The following is a 16,721-nucleotide window of genomic DNA, read 5'->3' on the forward strand; positions in this document are numbered from 1 at the left end:
GTCTATTTGTTCTGGTGTTTTAAAAATTAAATGAAGTATGAATCAAACTAAAATTGCTTTATTAACAACAGTCTGTAATTTTGAACTTTATAACAAAACGTCAAAATTATTTCCCGAAGGGATTGAATTATATGTTATTAATGGAAGAAATGGAATGCATGGTATTGACAGTCTTTGCTATATGTTTAAAGTTTTAAAAGACAAAAATATAGACTATTTGATTTTAGCAGACGAAGATGTTGTTTTTAAAGATAGTCAAGTTGTTTTTTCATTAGTTGAAAAAATGATTAATGAGAATTGTTGGGTTTGTGGAGTAAGGGATGGAGGGATTATTCAGCATAGAGTATTCAATCCTAATGTTGTAAATACTTTTTTTACAATACTAAATTTTAGAGGAATTTCTAAAATTTGGAGAAAAGAGGAAATATTCAAAAACCAATATGTAAAAGAAGGAGAGTTTAGTACTAAAGGAATTAATTTTAAATCAAATTATGACGAAATGAGTCTATATGAACCCTATTATTGTTTTTTTTTGTGGCTTAAAAGAAACGGTAGCAAGTTTATATATTTAGATTCAGATATGGCTGATGATGGGATTACCAATAAAGTTAAATTTAATGATAGGGTTTTTTTATATCATACTTGGTACGCAAGAAGCTATAATAAAAATGAAAAGCATACTGTGAGAATTAATACTATTTTAGAAGAGGAAGTTTTAGGAAGGGAATTACGAGAAACAGAAAATGTAGTTGTTTTTTATGATTTATTTTTTAATTTGAAAAGGAGATTTAGAAAATATAAGGCTAAATTTATTAAAAAAGTAATGTTAAAGTAAAAGAATTGAAAACCATCGCCATCATTCCTGCCCGTGGAAGTTCAAAACGCTTGCTAAATAGAAATATACTTTTACAGAGCGACTATTAGTTGTTAGAGCATAGTATTGTATTTACGTAAGCCAATAGCAAAATAGTTAATGAAATTTATTTTAATACGGATGGTGGAAGTGTTTCTAATTAATAGTAAGGTTTATATTTATTAAATATTAAATTAAAATTCATGGTGTCTTTAATAATGCCCCTTTATAACAGAAATGATTTTGTGATTTCTACATTACAAAGTGTTTCAAATCAATCAGATTCTAATTGGGAATGTATCATTGTCGATGATGGATCTACAGATGATAGTTATAAGTTTTTCTCGGATTATATTAGAAATGATTCGCGTTTTAGGCTTTACAATAGGACATCAGAATATAAAAAGGGAGGAAATGGAGCTAGGAATTATGGTTTCGATCTTTCAAAAGGAGATTATATCAACTTTATAGACAGTGATGATGTTTTACATCCTGATTTTGTCAAACTTAAATTAAATGCAATAATAAATTCTGATGCCGATGCTATTAAATCTAAAACAGTAATCACGGCTTTGGATGTTAGTCAGATCATAAGATATGAAGAAAGAACAATTATAACTTCATTTATGCTGGATGATTTTATTACCTTAAAAGCAAGTTGGTATATTGTTGATCCAATATGGAGAAAAGAATTTCTGGTAGAAAAAAAAATGTTTGATGAGCATCTTTTAAAAGGTCAAGATAGGGATTTTCACATCAGAAGATTATTGGAAAAACCTAAAATTGAAATTCTTGATGAATATTTGTATTACTACAGAACAAATCCTAAAAGTATCTCTGCTGATGTAAGTGAACAGACTGCGCTTACAATGTTAGAAGTTGGTATTAAAAGAAATTTTATTTTGAAAAAATATGGAATCAGGCAAGATACTGAGTTTTTTGTTTTTCGTCAAATGATCCGTTTATATCCTTTTCTGTTTAAATCTAAAGAAGTTAAAACTTTATATTTTAAAGTTTTTAGGATTTTTTTTAAGTTCAGTAGAAAGTATGTAATATTGAGTACTAAATTTTTTATAACAATACTTTCTTTTCAGTTGTTCGGAAAAGGAGAAAGATTATTAAAATAAAAATGAAAACCATTGCCATCATTCCCGCCCGTGGAGGTTCAAAACGCTTGCCAAATAAAAATAGACTTTCATTAGGAGGTATTCCTTTGCTGGTGCATTCCATTCAATATGCTCAAGCCAATGAGACAATTATTGATGAGGTCTATGTTTCTACCGATGATCAAAAAATAAAAGAAGTAGCGCTACAATACGGCGTTAAAGTAATAGACAGACCAGAGGTCCTTTCCGGCGATTTAGAACCTACGGTTACTGCGTTGAAACACCTTCTGCAAACGATACAGGATAAGGTGGAAAATGTCATTTTGTTACAACCCATAAATCCCTTGCGACCTAAAGAATTACTAAGCGAAGCTTTTAGGATTTTTAATCAAGGAAACTACGATAGTCTTTTTACGGTTACTCAAAATCACCATAAACTGGGAAAAATAGAAACTAATAAATTTATACCCTTTAATTATACAATCGGGCAACGCTCACAGGATCTGGAACCCCTGTATTTCGAAAATGGCTTGTTGTACATAACAAAAGCAAAATTGATTTTGGATAATACAATTATTTCAGAAAATGCCTTCCCATTAGAAGTAAAACATATTTTTGCCAATATAGATATAGATACTCAGGAAGATTTAGAATATGCCGAATATCTATATAAGAAATACACAACTCATAACCCATAACTTACAACTCAAAGCCCACAACCCATAACCCACAACTCACAACCCACAACTCACAACCCACAACCCACAACCCACAACCCACAACTCATAACTCACAACCCACAACCCACAACCCACAACCCACAACCCACAACCCACAACTCACAACCCACAACTCACAACTCAAATTATGAACCCATATATAGAAATAGCAGGAAGAAAAGTAGGAATTGATTATCCGCCCCTAGTCATTGCCGAAATAGGAATCAACCACGAAGGTTCGCTGGCGGTCGCCAAGCAAATGGTCGATGCAGCACATAGAGCAGGAGTGGAAGTAGTTAAGCATCAAACCCACATTGTAGCCGATGAAATGAGTGGAGCAGCCAAAAAAGTAATTCCAGGCAATGCCGATGTCTCTATCTATGAAATTATGGAACGTTGTGCGCTTAACGAAGAGGAAGAATTAGCATTAAAAAATTATGTAGAAAGTAAAGGCATGATTTTTATGTCGACTCCATTTTCACGAGCAGCAGCCGACCGATTGCGTAAATTTGAGGTGCAGGCTTACAAAATAGGTTCGGGCGAATGTAATAATTATCCGCTTTTAGAACATATCGCCTCTTTTGGTAAACCGATAATCCTAAGCACAGGAATGAACACCATTGAAAGTGTTGAAAAAGCAGTAGCTATTTTTGACCAATATCAGGTTCCGGTAGCACTATTACATACAACTAATTTATACCCCACACCCATCCATTTAGTTCGATTGGGAGCGATGACCCAATTACATCAAGCCTTTCCGGATAAAGTTTTTGGCTTATCCGATCATACGTTGAATAATAATGCTTGTTTAGGGGCGGTTGCCTTAGGAGCCAGTATCTTAGAACGTCATTTTACAGATACTATGGAACGAACAGGTCCAGATATTGTATGCAGTATGGATGAACAAACCACGAAGGATTTAATTCTGAATGCCAAAGAAATTTGGCAAATGCGAGGCGGAACCAAAGAACCAGCTCAAGAAGAACAAGTCACCATTGATTTTGCCTTTGCTACGGTTTGTAGTATTGCCAAAATTCAAAAAGGCGAGAAATTATCGAAAGAAAACATTTGGGTAAAACGTCCGGGAACGGGAAAAATTCTTGCCGAACATTATAATGGTCTAATTGGGAAAACGGCAACCCGTGTTATTGAAAACGATGAACAGTTGAGTTGGGAAGATTTTGAATAACGCTAAACCTTTTCTAAACCCTTTCAGAGTTTCAAACTCTGAAAGGGTTAAATTATAAGGGATAAAAAAATGAATAAAAAAATACTTTTTCTTACAGGCACTCGTGCCGATTTTGGTAAAATAAAATCACTAATTCAAATTTTAGATGCAAATCCAGGTTTTGAAGTGCATGTATTTGTAACAGGTATGCATTTGCAACAGGAATATGGTTACACTTTGATAGAAATAGAACGCTGTAATTTTAACAACGTCCATACCTTCCAAAATCATACTCACGAAACGACCATGGATTTGACGCTGGCCAAAACTATTGAAGGATTGTCAGCGTATTGCAAAGAGTTGCAGCCCGATATGATTGTGGTGCATGGAGATAGAGTGGAAACCCTGGCGGGAGCTATTGTGGGTTCTTTGAATAATATTTTGGTAGCACATATTGAAGGAGGAGAATTGTCAGGGACGGTTGATGAATTAATTAGACATAGTGTTTCCAAATTAAGTCATGTCCATTTTGTGTCCAATGAAGAAGCGGCAAAACGCTTGCTTCAAATGGGCGAAATTGAGGAGTCTATTTTTACTATTGGTTCTCCAGATATTGATATCATGTTTTCAGAGAATTTACCGGATTTGGAAACAGTAAAAAAATATTATGAAATCGATTTTAGGGAGTTTGCCATTGTACTATTTCATCCTGTTACAACAGAAGCCAATGAAATGAAAAAATACGCCGAAAATTTTGTAGCTGCTTTACAAAATGATCAACATAATTACGTTGTGATTTATCCCAATAATGATCTAGGAAGTCAGTCTATAATTCAGGAATATTCGAAACTTAAAGATAACAATCGATTTAGGGTTTTCCCTTCTTTGCGTTTCGAGTATTTTCTCACCCTACTCAAAAACGCCCAATTCATTATTGGGAATAGTAGTGCGGGGATTAGAGAAGCACCCTATTATGGAATTCCAACCATTAATATCGGAACGCGGCAACAGAATCGGGTGGTGAATGCAGCGATTCTAAATACCAATTATAGTTTGGAGAGTATAGTTGATGTATTGAATAAAATAGATACATACCAAGTAAAACAAAGAGAGGCTGATTTTGGTTCAGGAAATAGTACCGCTTTATTTTTACAATGTTTACAAAAATCAGACATTTGGCAGCTCAATCATCAAAAACAATTCAGAGATTCGTAGAACGCTGTTAACTCTTCTTTAAACCCTTTCAGAGTTCATACCCTTTCAGAGTTCAAAACTCTGAAAGGGTTTGTAATAATAATAAAATAATAACTAAAAAAACATGATCTATGAGAAATGATAATTACCAAAAACATCCCTTAGTTCCAGGAAATTATTATCATATTTATAATCGTGGTAATAATGGTATTGATATTTTTTTTGATAATGGTAATTATGAGTATTTCTTAAAGCTATACCAACAGTACATCTATCCAATTGCGGAAACCTATGCCTGGTGTTTGATGAAAAATCATTTTCATTTTTTAGTTTATATTCGCTCTGAGAATGAAATAAAAAAAGAAGCCTTAGAATATTCGACAGTAGAAAAACCTAAAATTTTAGATGCATCAAAGCAGTTCGGACATCTTTTTAATGCGTATACACAAGCCATTAATAAAAAATACAATCGGACGGGTAGTTTGTTTGAAAAACCATTTGAAAGAAAACGGATTGATTCAGAAGAATACCTAAAGAATTTAATTTATTACATTCATAATAATCCCATTCATCATGGATTTGTAAAAAACACTATTGAATACCCATGGTCTTCTTATGAAACGATATTATCTAATAAACCTACCAGATTAAAGAGAGAAGATAGTATCGAAATTTTTGGTAGTAAAGAAGCTTTTATTAGTTATCATAATGAAAAACAAGATTTAGAATACATGGTGGAACTATTGTTTGATTAGAGTTCAAATCCCTTTCAGAGTTCATACCCTTTCAGAGTTCAAAACTCTGAAAGGGTTTAATAAAAGATTTAATAAAAGAGAAACAAATTACAATGAAAAAACTAGGTGTAGTAATTACAGACGGAGTAGGTTTTCGAAACTTTATTTTAAGTGATTTTTTAGTAGAGGCAGAGAATATATGTGATGAAGTAGTAATTTTATCGTGTTTACCTAAAGAAGTTTACGCTGGTTATGTAACCAAATCGAGGATAGTAGAACTCGAAGTTTTTGAAGAAAAATTTCCTACTTGGTTTTTTAGAAAAGCCAAAGAAGTGGCCCATTTACAATTGCATAAAAAGAATAATTTTGGCATTCAGGATAGTTTGCGTATCAACCATTCCCAATTAAAAACGACAAGAGGCTATGCTACCCGTTTTATATTCAAAGCGACTGCCATTTTACATACAGAAAAATGGATACAACGATACAATGCTTGGCAACAAAGAACATTCAAGAATCATTCTATTACACTCGCTTACAAAACGATTTTAGAGAATGAAAATTTTGATTTATTGTTTTTCACACACCAACGTCCGCCCTTTATTGCTCCATTAGCATATCAGGCAGAACAATTAAATATTAAAACAGCTTCGTTTATTTTCTCATGGGATAATCTAGCTTCCAAAGGAAGAATGGCGGCTAATTTTGATTATTATTTGGTTTGGAGTTATTTAATGAAAACAGAACTGCAGCAGTTTTATTCATCAGTTAAAAAACAAAACATTGAAGTAGTGGGAACCCCGCAATTTGAGCCTTATATATTAGAAAGATACCAGCTTTCTAAAGAGGAATTTGTAGAAAAATTTAATGTAGACAGGGCTTTAAAGACCATTTGTTTTAGTTGTGGTGATATTTCCACAAGTAAAAATGACGAATTATATATCACAACTATTGCGAATGCTATTTTAAACCAACAAATAGAAAAAGTAAATTTTATTGTTAGGACTTCGCCTGCTGAGGACCCAATTCGCTTCAATAAAATAGTTGAGCAATATCCATTTATTAAATGGAACAATCCTAAATGGTATTTGTCTCGTCAAGGACATCAAGAAGCTTGGTCACAAAGGATTCCTACCGTCGAGGATGTAAAAGACCTGAGGAGTTTATTAGAATTCTCTGATTTAAATGTGAATATGTTATCCACTATGAGTTTGGATTTTATGGCATTTAATAAACCCGTTATTAATACCGTTTTTGGTAATGTTCAAAATGGGATGTATGATGATCAGCGCTTTTTAAACTATGCACACATTCAAAATGTGGTGAATAGTATGGCAACCAAAGTGGTAAAGAATGAGGAAGAATTAATAAATGCTATTAACAATTATTTAGAAAACCCTAACTTAGATTCAGATAATAGAGCGCAATTATGGGAACTACAAGTGAGTAAACCTTTGATTAATACGGGTAAAAGAATGGCACAAACACTACTCAAATGGATGTAAATCAAAAAAAAATAGCAGTAATTTGCAATTACGAACTCTTGCCCGAACGTGTTGGCGGAATGGATTATTTTTTTTGGGCATTTGATGAAAAATGTAAAGAAAACGGAGTGAAGGTAGATTGGTTTTTTCCTAATTTTTCCACACACGGAAAATACAGTAATCTTCATATATATAGTGCGGATGATCAATCATTAGAGCGTTTTTTTATTGATTTTCAAAATAAAAACAAAACAAACTATACCTATATTATTACCCATTTTTTAGAATTGTGTACTCCTTTTTATTACAAGGTGAGTAAAATAGCGAATGCTAAAATGATTGCGGTTGATCATAATCCCAGACCTTTAGAAGGATATCCAATCAAGAAAAAAATCCAGAAAAGACTAAAGGGACTACTGTATTCGAGATATATTTCATTATTTGTCGGGGTGTCAAATTATACTACTAATGAGATAATAAAAGATTTTGGTATTCTTAATAAATCTAAGTTGCTTACAATTTATAATGGAGTCTTAATAGAGGATATAATGATTAGATACCAAAGAAATACTGTAAAACCTAGTTTTTTAGTAGTGTCCCATTTAAGAAAATCAAAAGGGATTCAGGATCTTATTGAAGCAGTAGCAGCTTTACCAGAGAAGATTAAAGATGAAATTAAAATTGATATTTATGGAGATGGCCCTTATAAATTAGATTTAGAATCAAAAATAAGAAAGAACAACCTAGAAGCTAATTTTAATTTTAAAGGAAGTGTTGCTACTATCAAATCAATTTACCATCAATATGATTATTTAGTACAGCCTAGTCATATGGAATGTTTTAGTCTATCTATTTTAGAGAGTTTAGCTGCCAATGTTCCTGTTATAGCAACAACTGTAGGTGGAAATACGGAGCTAATTGTGGATGGGGAAAATGGCTTTATCATTACTCCTAAAAATATAGAAGAACTAAAAGCAGTTATAGAAAGTGTTTTTTTAGGAGATAAAAAAATAACAAACAATACGAGGAGTTTAATTGAACATTCTTTTTCCTTAAAAAAAATGGTAGAAAAACACTGGGAGTTAGTTAGGCATTAAAAAAAAATTAATTTTGCACTCACAACTCACAACCCACAACTCACAACTCAAAAAATGTTCTTCAACTCCTTTGCATTTGCCGTTTTTCTACCAATCGTCTTTATATTGTATTGGTTTGTGTTTAACAAAAACAAAACCACTCAAAATAGTTTATTAATTATTGCCAGTTATTATTTTTATTCCTGTTGGGATTGGCGCTTCCTATTTCTTTTAGTATTCTCGACTTTTTTAGATTATTATACAGGTATCCGAATTGAAAAAAGCCAGAAGGAAAGCAGTCGAAAATTTTGGTTTTGGCTGAGTATCGGAGTCAATTTAGGATTTCTGGGCTTGTTTAAGTATTATAACTTCTTTGCGGCTACTTTTGCTGAGCTAATGCAGGGGTTTGGTTTAAAAACATCCCCTTTTTTGTTGGACGTAGTCTTACCTGTGGGGATTTCCTTTTATACTTTCCACGGCCTATCCTATGTGATTGATATTTATTATAAAAGAATTAAAGCCGAATACAACTTTGTCGATTATTCCCTGTTTGTGAGTTATTTTCCGCTGCTGGTGGCAGGACCTATCGAAAGAGCAACCCATTTATTGCCAGAGATCAAAGAAAAACGAAGTTTTAATTTCGAACAGGCTAAAGCAGGAATCTACCAAATGCTATGGGGATTACTTAAAAAAGTAGTCATTGCCGATACCTGTGCCACCTATGCCAATGCTATTTTTGACCACTATGGCTCAATGAATTCCTTTTCTCTGATTTTGGGAGCTATTTATTTTGCTTTCCAAATCTACGGTGATTTTTCGGGTTATTCGGATATGGCATTGGGGATGTCTAAATTGTTCGGATTAGAACTACTAAGAAATTTTAATTATCCCTATTTTTCAAGAGATATAGCCGAGTTTTGGCGTCGTTGGCACATTTCGCTATCCTCTTGGTTTCGCGATTATTTATACATTCCGTTAGGAGGAAGTAAAGGCGGAATGTGGATGAAAATCCGAAATACCTTTATCATCTTTTTGGTCAGTGGTTTTTGGCATGGTGCCAATTGGACGTATGTAGTTTGGGGTCTGATTAATGCCTTGTACTTTTTGCCACTTCTTTTACGGAAATCCAATCGAAATAATTTGGATACAGTTATTTTGGATAGAAGTTGGGAATCGTTAAGAACGGTTGCCAATATCGTACTCACCTTTGCACTAAGTTGTTTGGCTTGGGTGTTTTTTAGGGCAAAAACAATCACAGATGCTTTTTTGTATTTAAAAAAAATGTTCACCAATGGGCATTTCGAAACCCAATATTTGGCTAACGAAAGATACAACTATGAAATTATCCTCTTGTTGCTGCTGTTTATCACGGTCGAATGGAACAATCGCACCAAAGAAGAACCAATTTCAGGTAAATATCAAACAGTAAAATTAGCTTTATGTTTGGCCGCTATCATGGCTTTAGGAACCTATTCGGATTACAAAGAGTTTATTTATTTTCAGTTTTAATATGTTTTCTTAAAAGAAAACAATTACACAGTTTTGTCATTTCTAAGAAGGAGACTCGAGCGATAGCGAACAGACGAAGCAGATCACATATAGAAGTCGACTTTTACTTTAAAGTTAAAAAGAATGTAAATTTGGTTAGAAATAAAAGAAATGGATGATAATGAGTGTTTTGTCATTCCGACGAAGGAGGAATCACATCAAGGAGCGTAACTAAAATTATTTTGAAAACTATGTTCGATTATAATGAAGGCTATCATACTTATTATGTATACAACATAACGAATCGTTATCGTTCGACTTTTTATATTGGTATGACAAATAATTTAAGGAATAGATTGCAACAACATCATGATAATATTGTTAAGAATAATAAAACATTTGCCTCTAAATATGGAGTAGAGTATTTAGTTTATTTTGAAAAGTTTTCTTGGGTACAGAAGGCAATCACAAGAGAAAAAGAATTAAAAAGCTGGAATAGAACTAAAAAAATAGAATTAATTCGTTCTTTCAATCCGGAATTTGAGTTCTTGAATGAAAGATTTAAAAATGGGGATGTGATTCCTCCTTCGTCGGAATGACACACTTACACAGATTGTTTTGTCATTTCGACCAAAGGGAGAAATCACATAGGGAAAGTCTACAAAGTGAGTAAGGAAAAAGTAATAAACGAGATGAGATTTCTCCTCTGGAGGAATGACACAATCAAACGCACATTTTTTTATCTCGTCGCAACTGCCAAACTCGAATGATTGCAAAAAGTTGAAAAAAAGCGCATAAAGTAGCTATAAAGAAAAGCTTTATTAGTTCTTACAGATACAGTTAAACCAATAATGAAACAATTTCTACAATTCACTATAAAAACAATATTCATACTATTGCTAATTGCAGTAGTATTAGACTATAGCTATACCTCAGTTTATTTGCATTCGAATAATCGAAATAAAGTAGACTATGTTTACAATTCCAAAGCTACAAATTATGATGTAGTAATTTTAGGGTCTTCCAGAGCCAATAACCATTTTGTGACCGAAATGTTTGAGCAAAAAGGCTTGAAAACCTTCAATTATGGAATCAGTGGGGGGCATTTGTTTGAAGCTTCGCTGATGTTAAAGTTGATGATGGAACGAGGCTACAAAATTAAAACACTGATGCTGGAAGCCGATTTGAATATGTCTAATGAAAAACGTTCCGAAACAGTTGCAGCCAAATTTTTGCCTTACCTTCACGACTCTGAAACAATCAAAAATCATTTTGCACCTGAGCCTGATTTTATGCAAATCTATTTCATTCCCTTTTATCGATATATTAATTTTGATGCTTTAATTGGTTTCAGGGAAATGTATAAGACTTTTAGTAAGCAGCCAACGAATATTTTAGATAAAGGAGGATATCATGCTTTAGGAAATAAAAAAGGCAGGATGAAGAATGATATTAGAACATTAAAGCCATTGAAAAACAAATATTACGAAGAAATAAAGAATATTTGTGCTGCCAATAATATTAAGTTCATTGCTGTAATGACTCCCATGTGTGAGAATACTAAAGGGATTGACTATTTTAAAAAAGTAAAAAAGGCTTATCCGGAAATTCACAATTACGAAAAGGTAGTAGAGGATGATAAATACTTTTCCTCTTGCGGTCACATGAATGATGCCGGTGCTAGAATCTTTACAGCCAGAATTATCAATGATTTTTTTAATAAATAAAAAGTAAACGGTCTTATAAATAATGCTTTTCGTATTTCTTTTTCCCACCCTTTAGGGAGGGGAAAGGAAAAATAAATACGAAAAGTTTTCCAGATTCTTTTACCACCCTTTAGGGAGGGGAAAAGTAAAAGGATCTCAGGTCAAGAAAACAGAAAAGAAATACGAAAAGTATTCCAGATTCTTTTACCACCCTTTAGGGAGGGGAAAAGTAAAAGAAACTAATAATACATATTGTATATTTTTCCCTTTAAGTGAGGGAGAAAAGAAAACTTCCTTTTTTTTAAAGGGTAAGCAGACTCTTAAAATACAGATTTTAATTCACAATTTTATGAAAATAGCTTTCTTAACACCTGAATACCCACATCCTAGGACAGGAAATTCAGGTGGGATTGGCACAAGTATAAAAAATTTATCCAAAGGACTACTAGCCAAAGGTTGTCAGGTACGAGTGTTGGTATATGGTCAAAGAGAAGAAACAATTTTGGATGATGAGGGAATTGTGATTCAGTTAATAAAAAATGTGAAAATAAAAGGATTATCTTGGTTTTTTACAAGGAAAAAACTGGAGAGAATTATTAACGATCTTTATGAAGCTAAAAAAATCGACTTAGTAGAAGCCCCAGATTGGACAGGGATTACCTCCTTTATTAAACCAAAAAAATGTCCTGTTGTAATTAGGTTGAATGGTTCAGATACTTATTTTTGCGACTTGGATAAGAGGCCTGTTAAGTGGAAAAATAAGTTCCACGAAAAAAGAGCGTTAGTAAAAGCGGACGCTTTATTATCGGTAAGTCAGTTCACGGCAGATAAAACGAATGAGATTTTTGGCTTGCAAAAACAATTTACAATTATACCTAATTCTATTGATGTAACTTCTTTTGAAAAAAATAAAGAAATTGCAGAAGCAAATAATACCATTTTATATTTTGGAAGTTTGATTCGAAAAAAAGGACTTCTAGAATTACCTTTGATTTTTAACAAGGTTATTGAAAAGAATCCAGAGGCTAAATTAATAGTAGTAGGCAAAGACGTTCCTGATATTATCTCGGGTTTAAGTTCAACATGGGAAATGATGAAATCTTTGTTTTCTGAACAAGCTTTATTAAATGTAAACTATTTAGGAAGTGTGCCTTATCACGAAATTCAGAAATACATTAACGAAGCAACGGTTTGTGTATTTCCTTCTTTTGCCGAAGCCTTACCTGTTTCCTGGATTGAGGCAATGGCAATGCAAAAAGCAATTGTGGCTTCTAATATTGGTTGGGCAACTGATGTGATTGATCATACAGTGAATGGCTTTTTGGTTAATCCAAAGACTCATAAAGAATATGCAGCTGCGATTTTGAACTTACTTACTGATGAAAGTGTAAGAGAAGTAATAGGAAAAGCTGCCCGACAAAAAGTGACAGACAAATTCTCTATAGACACGGTAGCCAAACAGAGTTTGGAGTTTTATAAACAAATAGCAATTAGATGAGGTTACAAGAGTATAAGACGAATGCTGAAGAAATTATTTTATATAATGGAAATCCAGATTTTGAAAAATTAGAGGTGCTTGCAAGAGGAACTGGTGATATTTGGCACAGTTCATTAGAACAAGGATATGAAAATGCTTTTCCGGAATTAGTGTATCAAACCGCTACTTTCTTTTGGTATCTAAATGATTTTGAAAATTTAGATGAATGTGTCAGTTGGAGAATTAATCCGAATCAATTTGCAGTTAGAAAATCAGTTTGGGAAACACTAAATGGTTTTGATACAGATTATGAAAATCCTCAGATTCAGGCTTTAGATTTTGGTTATAATGCCGTTCGAAATTCGGGTGCCGTTGCATTGTATAGTAAAGGTTTATTTAGTAGCGATAGCATTGAAAAAATAGATATTTCTGTCAAAGACCGATATACTTTTTTTATAAAAAATTTCAAGATCAATCATTCATTGTACATGATATACAGGCAAGGATTATGGAAATACAAGGAGTGGGAGGCTTTTACTTATGCTAAAAATAAGTACAGTAAAGTTATCTCAAGACCAGTATTAAGGCCGAGAGATTTGAAACCTATTCAAGGCTGTCCGACAGTAAGTTATATTGTGCCAACAATGTTACGCCAAGATTATACAGTGCAATTATTGGATGATTTGACAAATCAAACTTATAAAGTTACCCAAGTGGTGGTGGTGGATGCAACACCTGCAATTGATCGAGATGAAAATGCATACAAACAGAAAGAGTACCCTTTTGAATTGATTGTAAAATGGCAACAAACTAAAGGCAGTTGTAGAGCAAGAAATGAAGCAATTGCTTTGTGTACAGCTGATTATATTGTTTTTGGGGATGATGATATAAGAGTTCCAAAAGATTTTATTGAAAATCACATTCGGTTTTTACAAACCAACAAAGCAGATGCTTGTAATGGATTGGATATTCGTGCCGACCATCATAAGCAAGGTCTGACTGATTTAGAAAACAAAATTAAAATAATAGGAAATAAAAGATGGATTTCCGGTTGTGCTCAAATGTTTAGTAATGCTAATTCTTGTGTAAAAAGAGAATTTGTTACGCAATTAATAGGAAACGATATTAATTTTGATGGAGGCTACGGTGAAGATAGTGATTTTGGAATGTCCTTATCTAAAATAGGAGTAACGGTATTACATAATCCATTTTCAGTAAACTTGCATCTTAAACCGCCCATGGGAGGATATCGATTTTGGGGAAAGCAAGCAAGTATAACAGGAAAAAAAAGAAAATCACAACCTTGGGAATTAGACACTCCTGTACAGTGGATAAGACCAGTGCCTAGTCCAACAATTATGTATGGAATTTTAAAACATTTTACGCCGGAACAATTGATAGAATACAAATACAAACATTTTTTGATGTATCTTTTCAAAGGGTCAAAAATAGCGTTGATATATCGATTTTTAAGATTACCCTATAAATTGCTACAGTTTAATAAATCCTTATTTTATGCTAGGAAATTAATAGATTTAGGAAAACGAACATATTAATGAGATGATGAAATTTACATTAATCGTATGTACATATATGCGTCCGGAGCCTTTGGTGCGATTATTGCAATCCGTTCAAGAGCAAACAGTTTATCCTAATGAAATTATAATTGTTGATGGTTCTATAAATCGAGACACAGAACTTGTTTTGAAGGAAAAGGCAATTCTAAATTTGCAGTATTTTTTGGTCGAAGATGACAATAGAGGATTGACAAGACAACGAAATTTTGGAATTTCAAAAGTTACCGAATCTTCAGAGGTAGTTTGTTTTTTGGACGATGATACGGTTTTGAAACCAAATTATTTTGAAGAGATTATTAAAAGTTTTGAATCATCTGAAATAATTGTAGGTGTAGGGGGAACAGCAATAAATGAATATAGGTGGAAATTGCAAGAGACTAAAACTGTTTATAATTCTAAAAAATATTATCATTTTGAAAATTACGTTTATAGAGAAGGTTCACGCAATGTAGTTAGAAATTATTTAGGCTTAGCTTCAAATTTAGGTCCAGGAAAGATGCCTAATTTTTCACATGGTAGAACATGTGGATTTCCAATTACAGCCAAAGAATATGAGGTTGATTTATTGATAGGGATGGCAATGGCTTTTAGAAAAAGTATCTTTCAAAATATTCAATTTTCAAAATTTTTTGAAGGATATGGGTTATATGAAGATGCAGACTTTTCATTAAGGGCATTGTCATATGGCAAAAATGTAATTAATACAAAAGCTCAATTGCAGCATTTTCATGAAAGTTCAGGTAGACCCAATCAATACCTTTACGGTAAAATGGTGGTACGTAACGGTTGGTATGTATGGAGAGTAAAAAATCCAAAACCTGTTTTTGAAGACAAATTAAAATGGCATGCAATAACGATACTTTTGACGGCTATTCGTTTTTTAAATACAGTAACGACCTCTAATAAAAAAGAGGCTTTTACGGAAGCCCTTGGGCGTTTTGTGGGTTGGTGCAGTTTGATTTTTAATAAACCAAAATAGATTTCCTAAGCCATTTGGAGTAGATAAATAGGTGTTGAATGGATTGAAAATGGATTGTTGAAAAAAGTCCGCCATTAAGCGGACTTTTAGTTTTTAAAATTAGATTAAATGACATCAACTAGATTAAGAACATTATAATTACCACTACGTAATGGATATTGTGTTCCATTTACTTCTTGATAAAATTCAATTAACAATAGGTTAAATTGAATGCCACTACCGCTGGGTACATTAGCAGGTGTTAGTACAACAGTTGTAGTGGTGTTGTCTAAGGCAACAATACTTTCTGGACTATAACTGTTTTCAAATTTGTCTGTAGTAAAATCAACTTTAACAATACCTGAACGAAGACTCACATGAGTTGCGCCTTCAGGATATAGAAGTTGTTGAGCACTAACAAAATTGTCGATATTGATAACACCCGTACCGCTATTCAAACTATAAGGGGCATGCAAAACAGAGGCCAGTTTGGCTTTACTGTTAAAATCAAAGCCTTTTAATAACGCTTTTCCCGCGGCAGTTTGAAGTCCAACAGCTACTTTACGCTTCCCTCTTTTAGAACTACTATCCAAGTCTTTGATTTCATTCATTAATTGTAGCATTCTACTGGATAATTTTGAATCCTTAGCACGATTCAGTAAGATGCCTACAGAATCACGGACTAATTTACCAGCTTGTGCATTAGAGCTAAACTCACTAATGTTTTCTCTGGTTCTTGCAAAGGCAGGATCAGTCATAATCCTTTTTTTAGATACGCCACCTTTGGTACGTACCAGATAATCTCCCTGTGATTTGTAGAAAGTCAAATCATTTAAGGTGCCTTCTAACTTAATAAAACTACTTAGTTTTCCCATAATCAATATATTAATAAGGTTAATAATGGTTTAAAAGTAATGGGTAATTTATTCTTAATCAATACTTTGGTGTGTGTTAGTACACTTTTAATGATTATAGACGATTATGGTTAATAGAAATACTTTAGAGCAATAATTACGATAAAAGACAAAAGACTAAGAAAAGGATAAAAAATACGTTTAAAAGCATTTTGTATCAAAATAGCTATTTAGGACTAATAATGATTCAGACTAGATACTCCATACATACTCCATAGATACTCCATAGATACCTTCTCATTAAATGTACAATAGTAGTCTGTAAAA

At 32.9% G+C, this 16,721-nt stretch carries 15 protein-coding genes; 14 read left to right on the forward strand and 1 reads right to left on the reverse strand.

Going from position 1 to position 16,721, the window contains the following annotated elements:
* Nucleotides 1-37: 37 nt before the first annotated feature.
* From ACFPTQ_RS14910 to ACFPTQ_RS14975, 14 genes are all read left to right on the forward strand, one after another.
* Nucleotides 38-835 (forward strand): hypothetical protein, encoded by a 798-nt coding sequence (locus tag ACFPTQ_RS14910; protein WP_379778510.1) that lies wholly within the window; start codon nt 38-40, stop codon nt 833-835.
* Nucleotides 836-1,056: 221 nt separating this feature from the next.
* Nucleotides 1,057-1,980, forward strand: coding sequence for a glycosyltransferase family 2 protein (locus ACFPTQ_RS14915; RefSeq protein WP_379778512.1), 924 nt, complete (start codon nt 1,057-1,059; stop codon nt 1,978-1,980).
* Between the two features lie 2 nt (nt 1,981-1,982).
* Nucleotides 1,983-2,657, forward strand: coding sequence for a cytidylyltransferase domain-containing protein (locus ACFPTQ_RS14920; protein WP_379778514.1), 675 nt, complete (start codon nt 1,983-1,985; stop codon nt 2,655-2,657).
* A gap of 169 nt (nt 2,658-2,826) precedes the next feature.
* The gene (locus ACFPTQ_RS14925; protein ID WP_379778516.1) at nt 2,827-3,867 is read left to right on the forward strand and encodes an N-acetylneuraminate synthase family protein; all 1,041 of its coding nucleotides are present in this window, start codon (nt 2,827-2,829) and stop codon (nt 3,865-3,867) included.
* Nucleotides 3,868-3,936: 69 nt separating this feature from the next.
* A complete protein-coding gene (gene neuC / locus ACFPTQ_RS14930; RefSeq protein WP_379778518.1) occupies nt 3,937-5,061 on the forward strand; it encodes a UDP-N-acetylglucosamine 2-epimerase in 1,125 nt (374 codons plus the stop codon).
* 110 nt (nt 5,062-5,171) lie between these two features.
* On the forward strand, nt 5,172-5,795 hold the full coding sequence (locus ACFPTQ_RS14935; protein ID WP_379778520.1) for a transposase: 624 nt from the start codon (nt 5,172-5,174) through the stop codon (nt 5,793-5,795).
* A 92-nt stretch (nt 5,796-5,887) separates the two neighbouring features.
* The gene (locus tag ACFPTQ_RS14940; protein ID WP_379778522.1) at nt 5,888-7,279 is read left to right on the forward strand and encodes a CDP-glycerol glycerophosphotransferase family protein; all 1,392 of its coding nucleotides are present in this window, start codon (nt 5,888-5,890) and stop codon (nt 7,277-7,279) included.
* Nucleotides 7,270-8,355, forward strand: a complete 1,086-nt coding sequence (locus ACFPTQ_RS14945; protein ID WP_379778524.1) for a glycosyltransferase family 4 protein — start codon at nt 7,270-7,272, stop codon at nt 8,353-8,355. The genes ACFPTQ_RS14940 and ACFPTQ_RS14945 overlap by 10 nt, the downstream gene beginning before the upstream one ends.
* A gap of 54 nt (nt 8,356-8,409) precedes the next feature.
* Nucleotides 8,410-9,843: an MBOAT family O-acyltransferase gene (locus tag ACFPTQ_RS14950; RefSeq protein WP_379778526.1), complete on the forward strand. Its 1,434-nt coding sequence runs from the start codon at nt 8,410-8,412 to the stop codon at nt 9,841-9,843.
* 230 nt (nt 9,844-10,073) lie between these two features.
* Nucleotides 10,074-10,421 (forward strand): GIY-YIG nuclease family protein, encoded by a 348-nt coding sequence (locus ACFPTQ_RS14955; protein ID WP_379778529.1) that lies wholly within the window; start codon nt 10,074-10,076, stop codon nt 10,419-10,421.
* Nucleotides 10,422-10,673: 252 nt separating this feature from the next.
* Nucleotides 10,674-11,549: a hypothetical protein gene (locus ACFPTQ_RS14960; protein ID WP_379778531.1), complete on the forward strand. Its 876-nt coding sequence runs from the start codon at nt 10,674-10,676 to the stop codon at nt 11,547-11,549.
* 328 nt (nt 11,550-11,877) lie between these two features.
* Nucleotides 11,878-13,026 (forward strand): glycosyltransferase family 4 protein, encoded by a 1,149-nt coding sequence (locus ACFPTQ_RS14965; protein WP_379778533.1) that lies wholly within the window; start codon nt 11,878-11,880, stop codon nt 13,024-13,026.
* Nucleotides 13,023-14,561 carry a glycosyltransferase family 2 protein gene (locus tag ACFPTQ_RS14970; protein ID WP_379778535.1) on the forward strand — a complete coding sequence of 513 codons (1,539 nt, stop codon included), beginning with the start codon at nt 13,023-13,025 and terminating at the stop codon, nt 14,559-14,561. The genes ACFPTQ_RS14965 and ACFPTQ_RS14970 overlap by 4 nt, the downstream gene beginning before the upstream one ends.
* A gap of 7 nt (nt 14,562-14,568) precedes the next feature.
* Nucleotides 14,569-15,561, forward strand: a complete 993-nt coding sequence (locus tag ACFPTQ_RS14975; protein WP_379778537.1) for a glycosyltransferase family 2 protein — start codon at nt 14,569-14,571, stop codon at nt 15,559-15,561.
* Between the two features lie 104 nt (nt 15,562-15,665).
* Here ACFPTQ_RS14975 and ACFPTQ_RS14980 read toward each other — a convergent pair whose 3' ends face one another.
* Nucleotides 15,666-16,415 carry a hypothetical protein gene (locus ACFPTQ_RS14980; protein ID WP_379778539.1) on the reverse strand — a complete coding sequence of 250 codons (750 nt, stop codon included), beginning with the start codon at nt 16,413-16,415 and terminating at the stop codon, nt 15,666-15,668.
* Between the last annotated feature and the right edge of the window lie 306 nt (nt 16,416-16,721).

The sequence above is a fragment of the Flavobacterium sp. GCM10022190 genome, from assembly GCF_042656445.1.
Classification (GTDB): domain Bacteria; phylum Bacteroidota; class Bacteroidia; order Flavobacteriales; family Flavobacteriaceae; genus Flavobacterium; species Flavobacterium nitratireducens.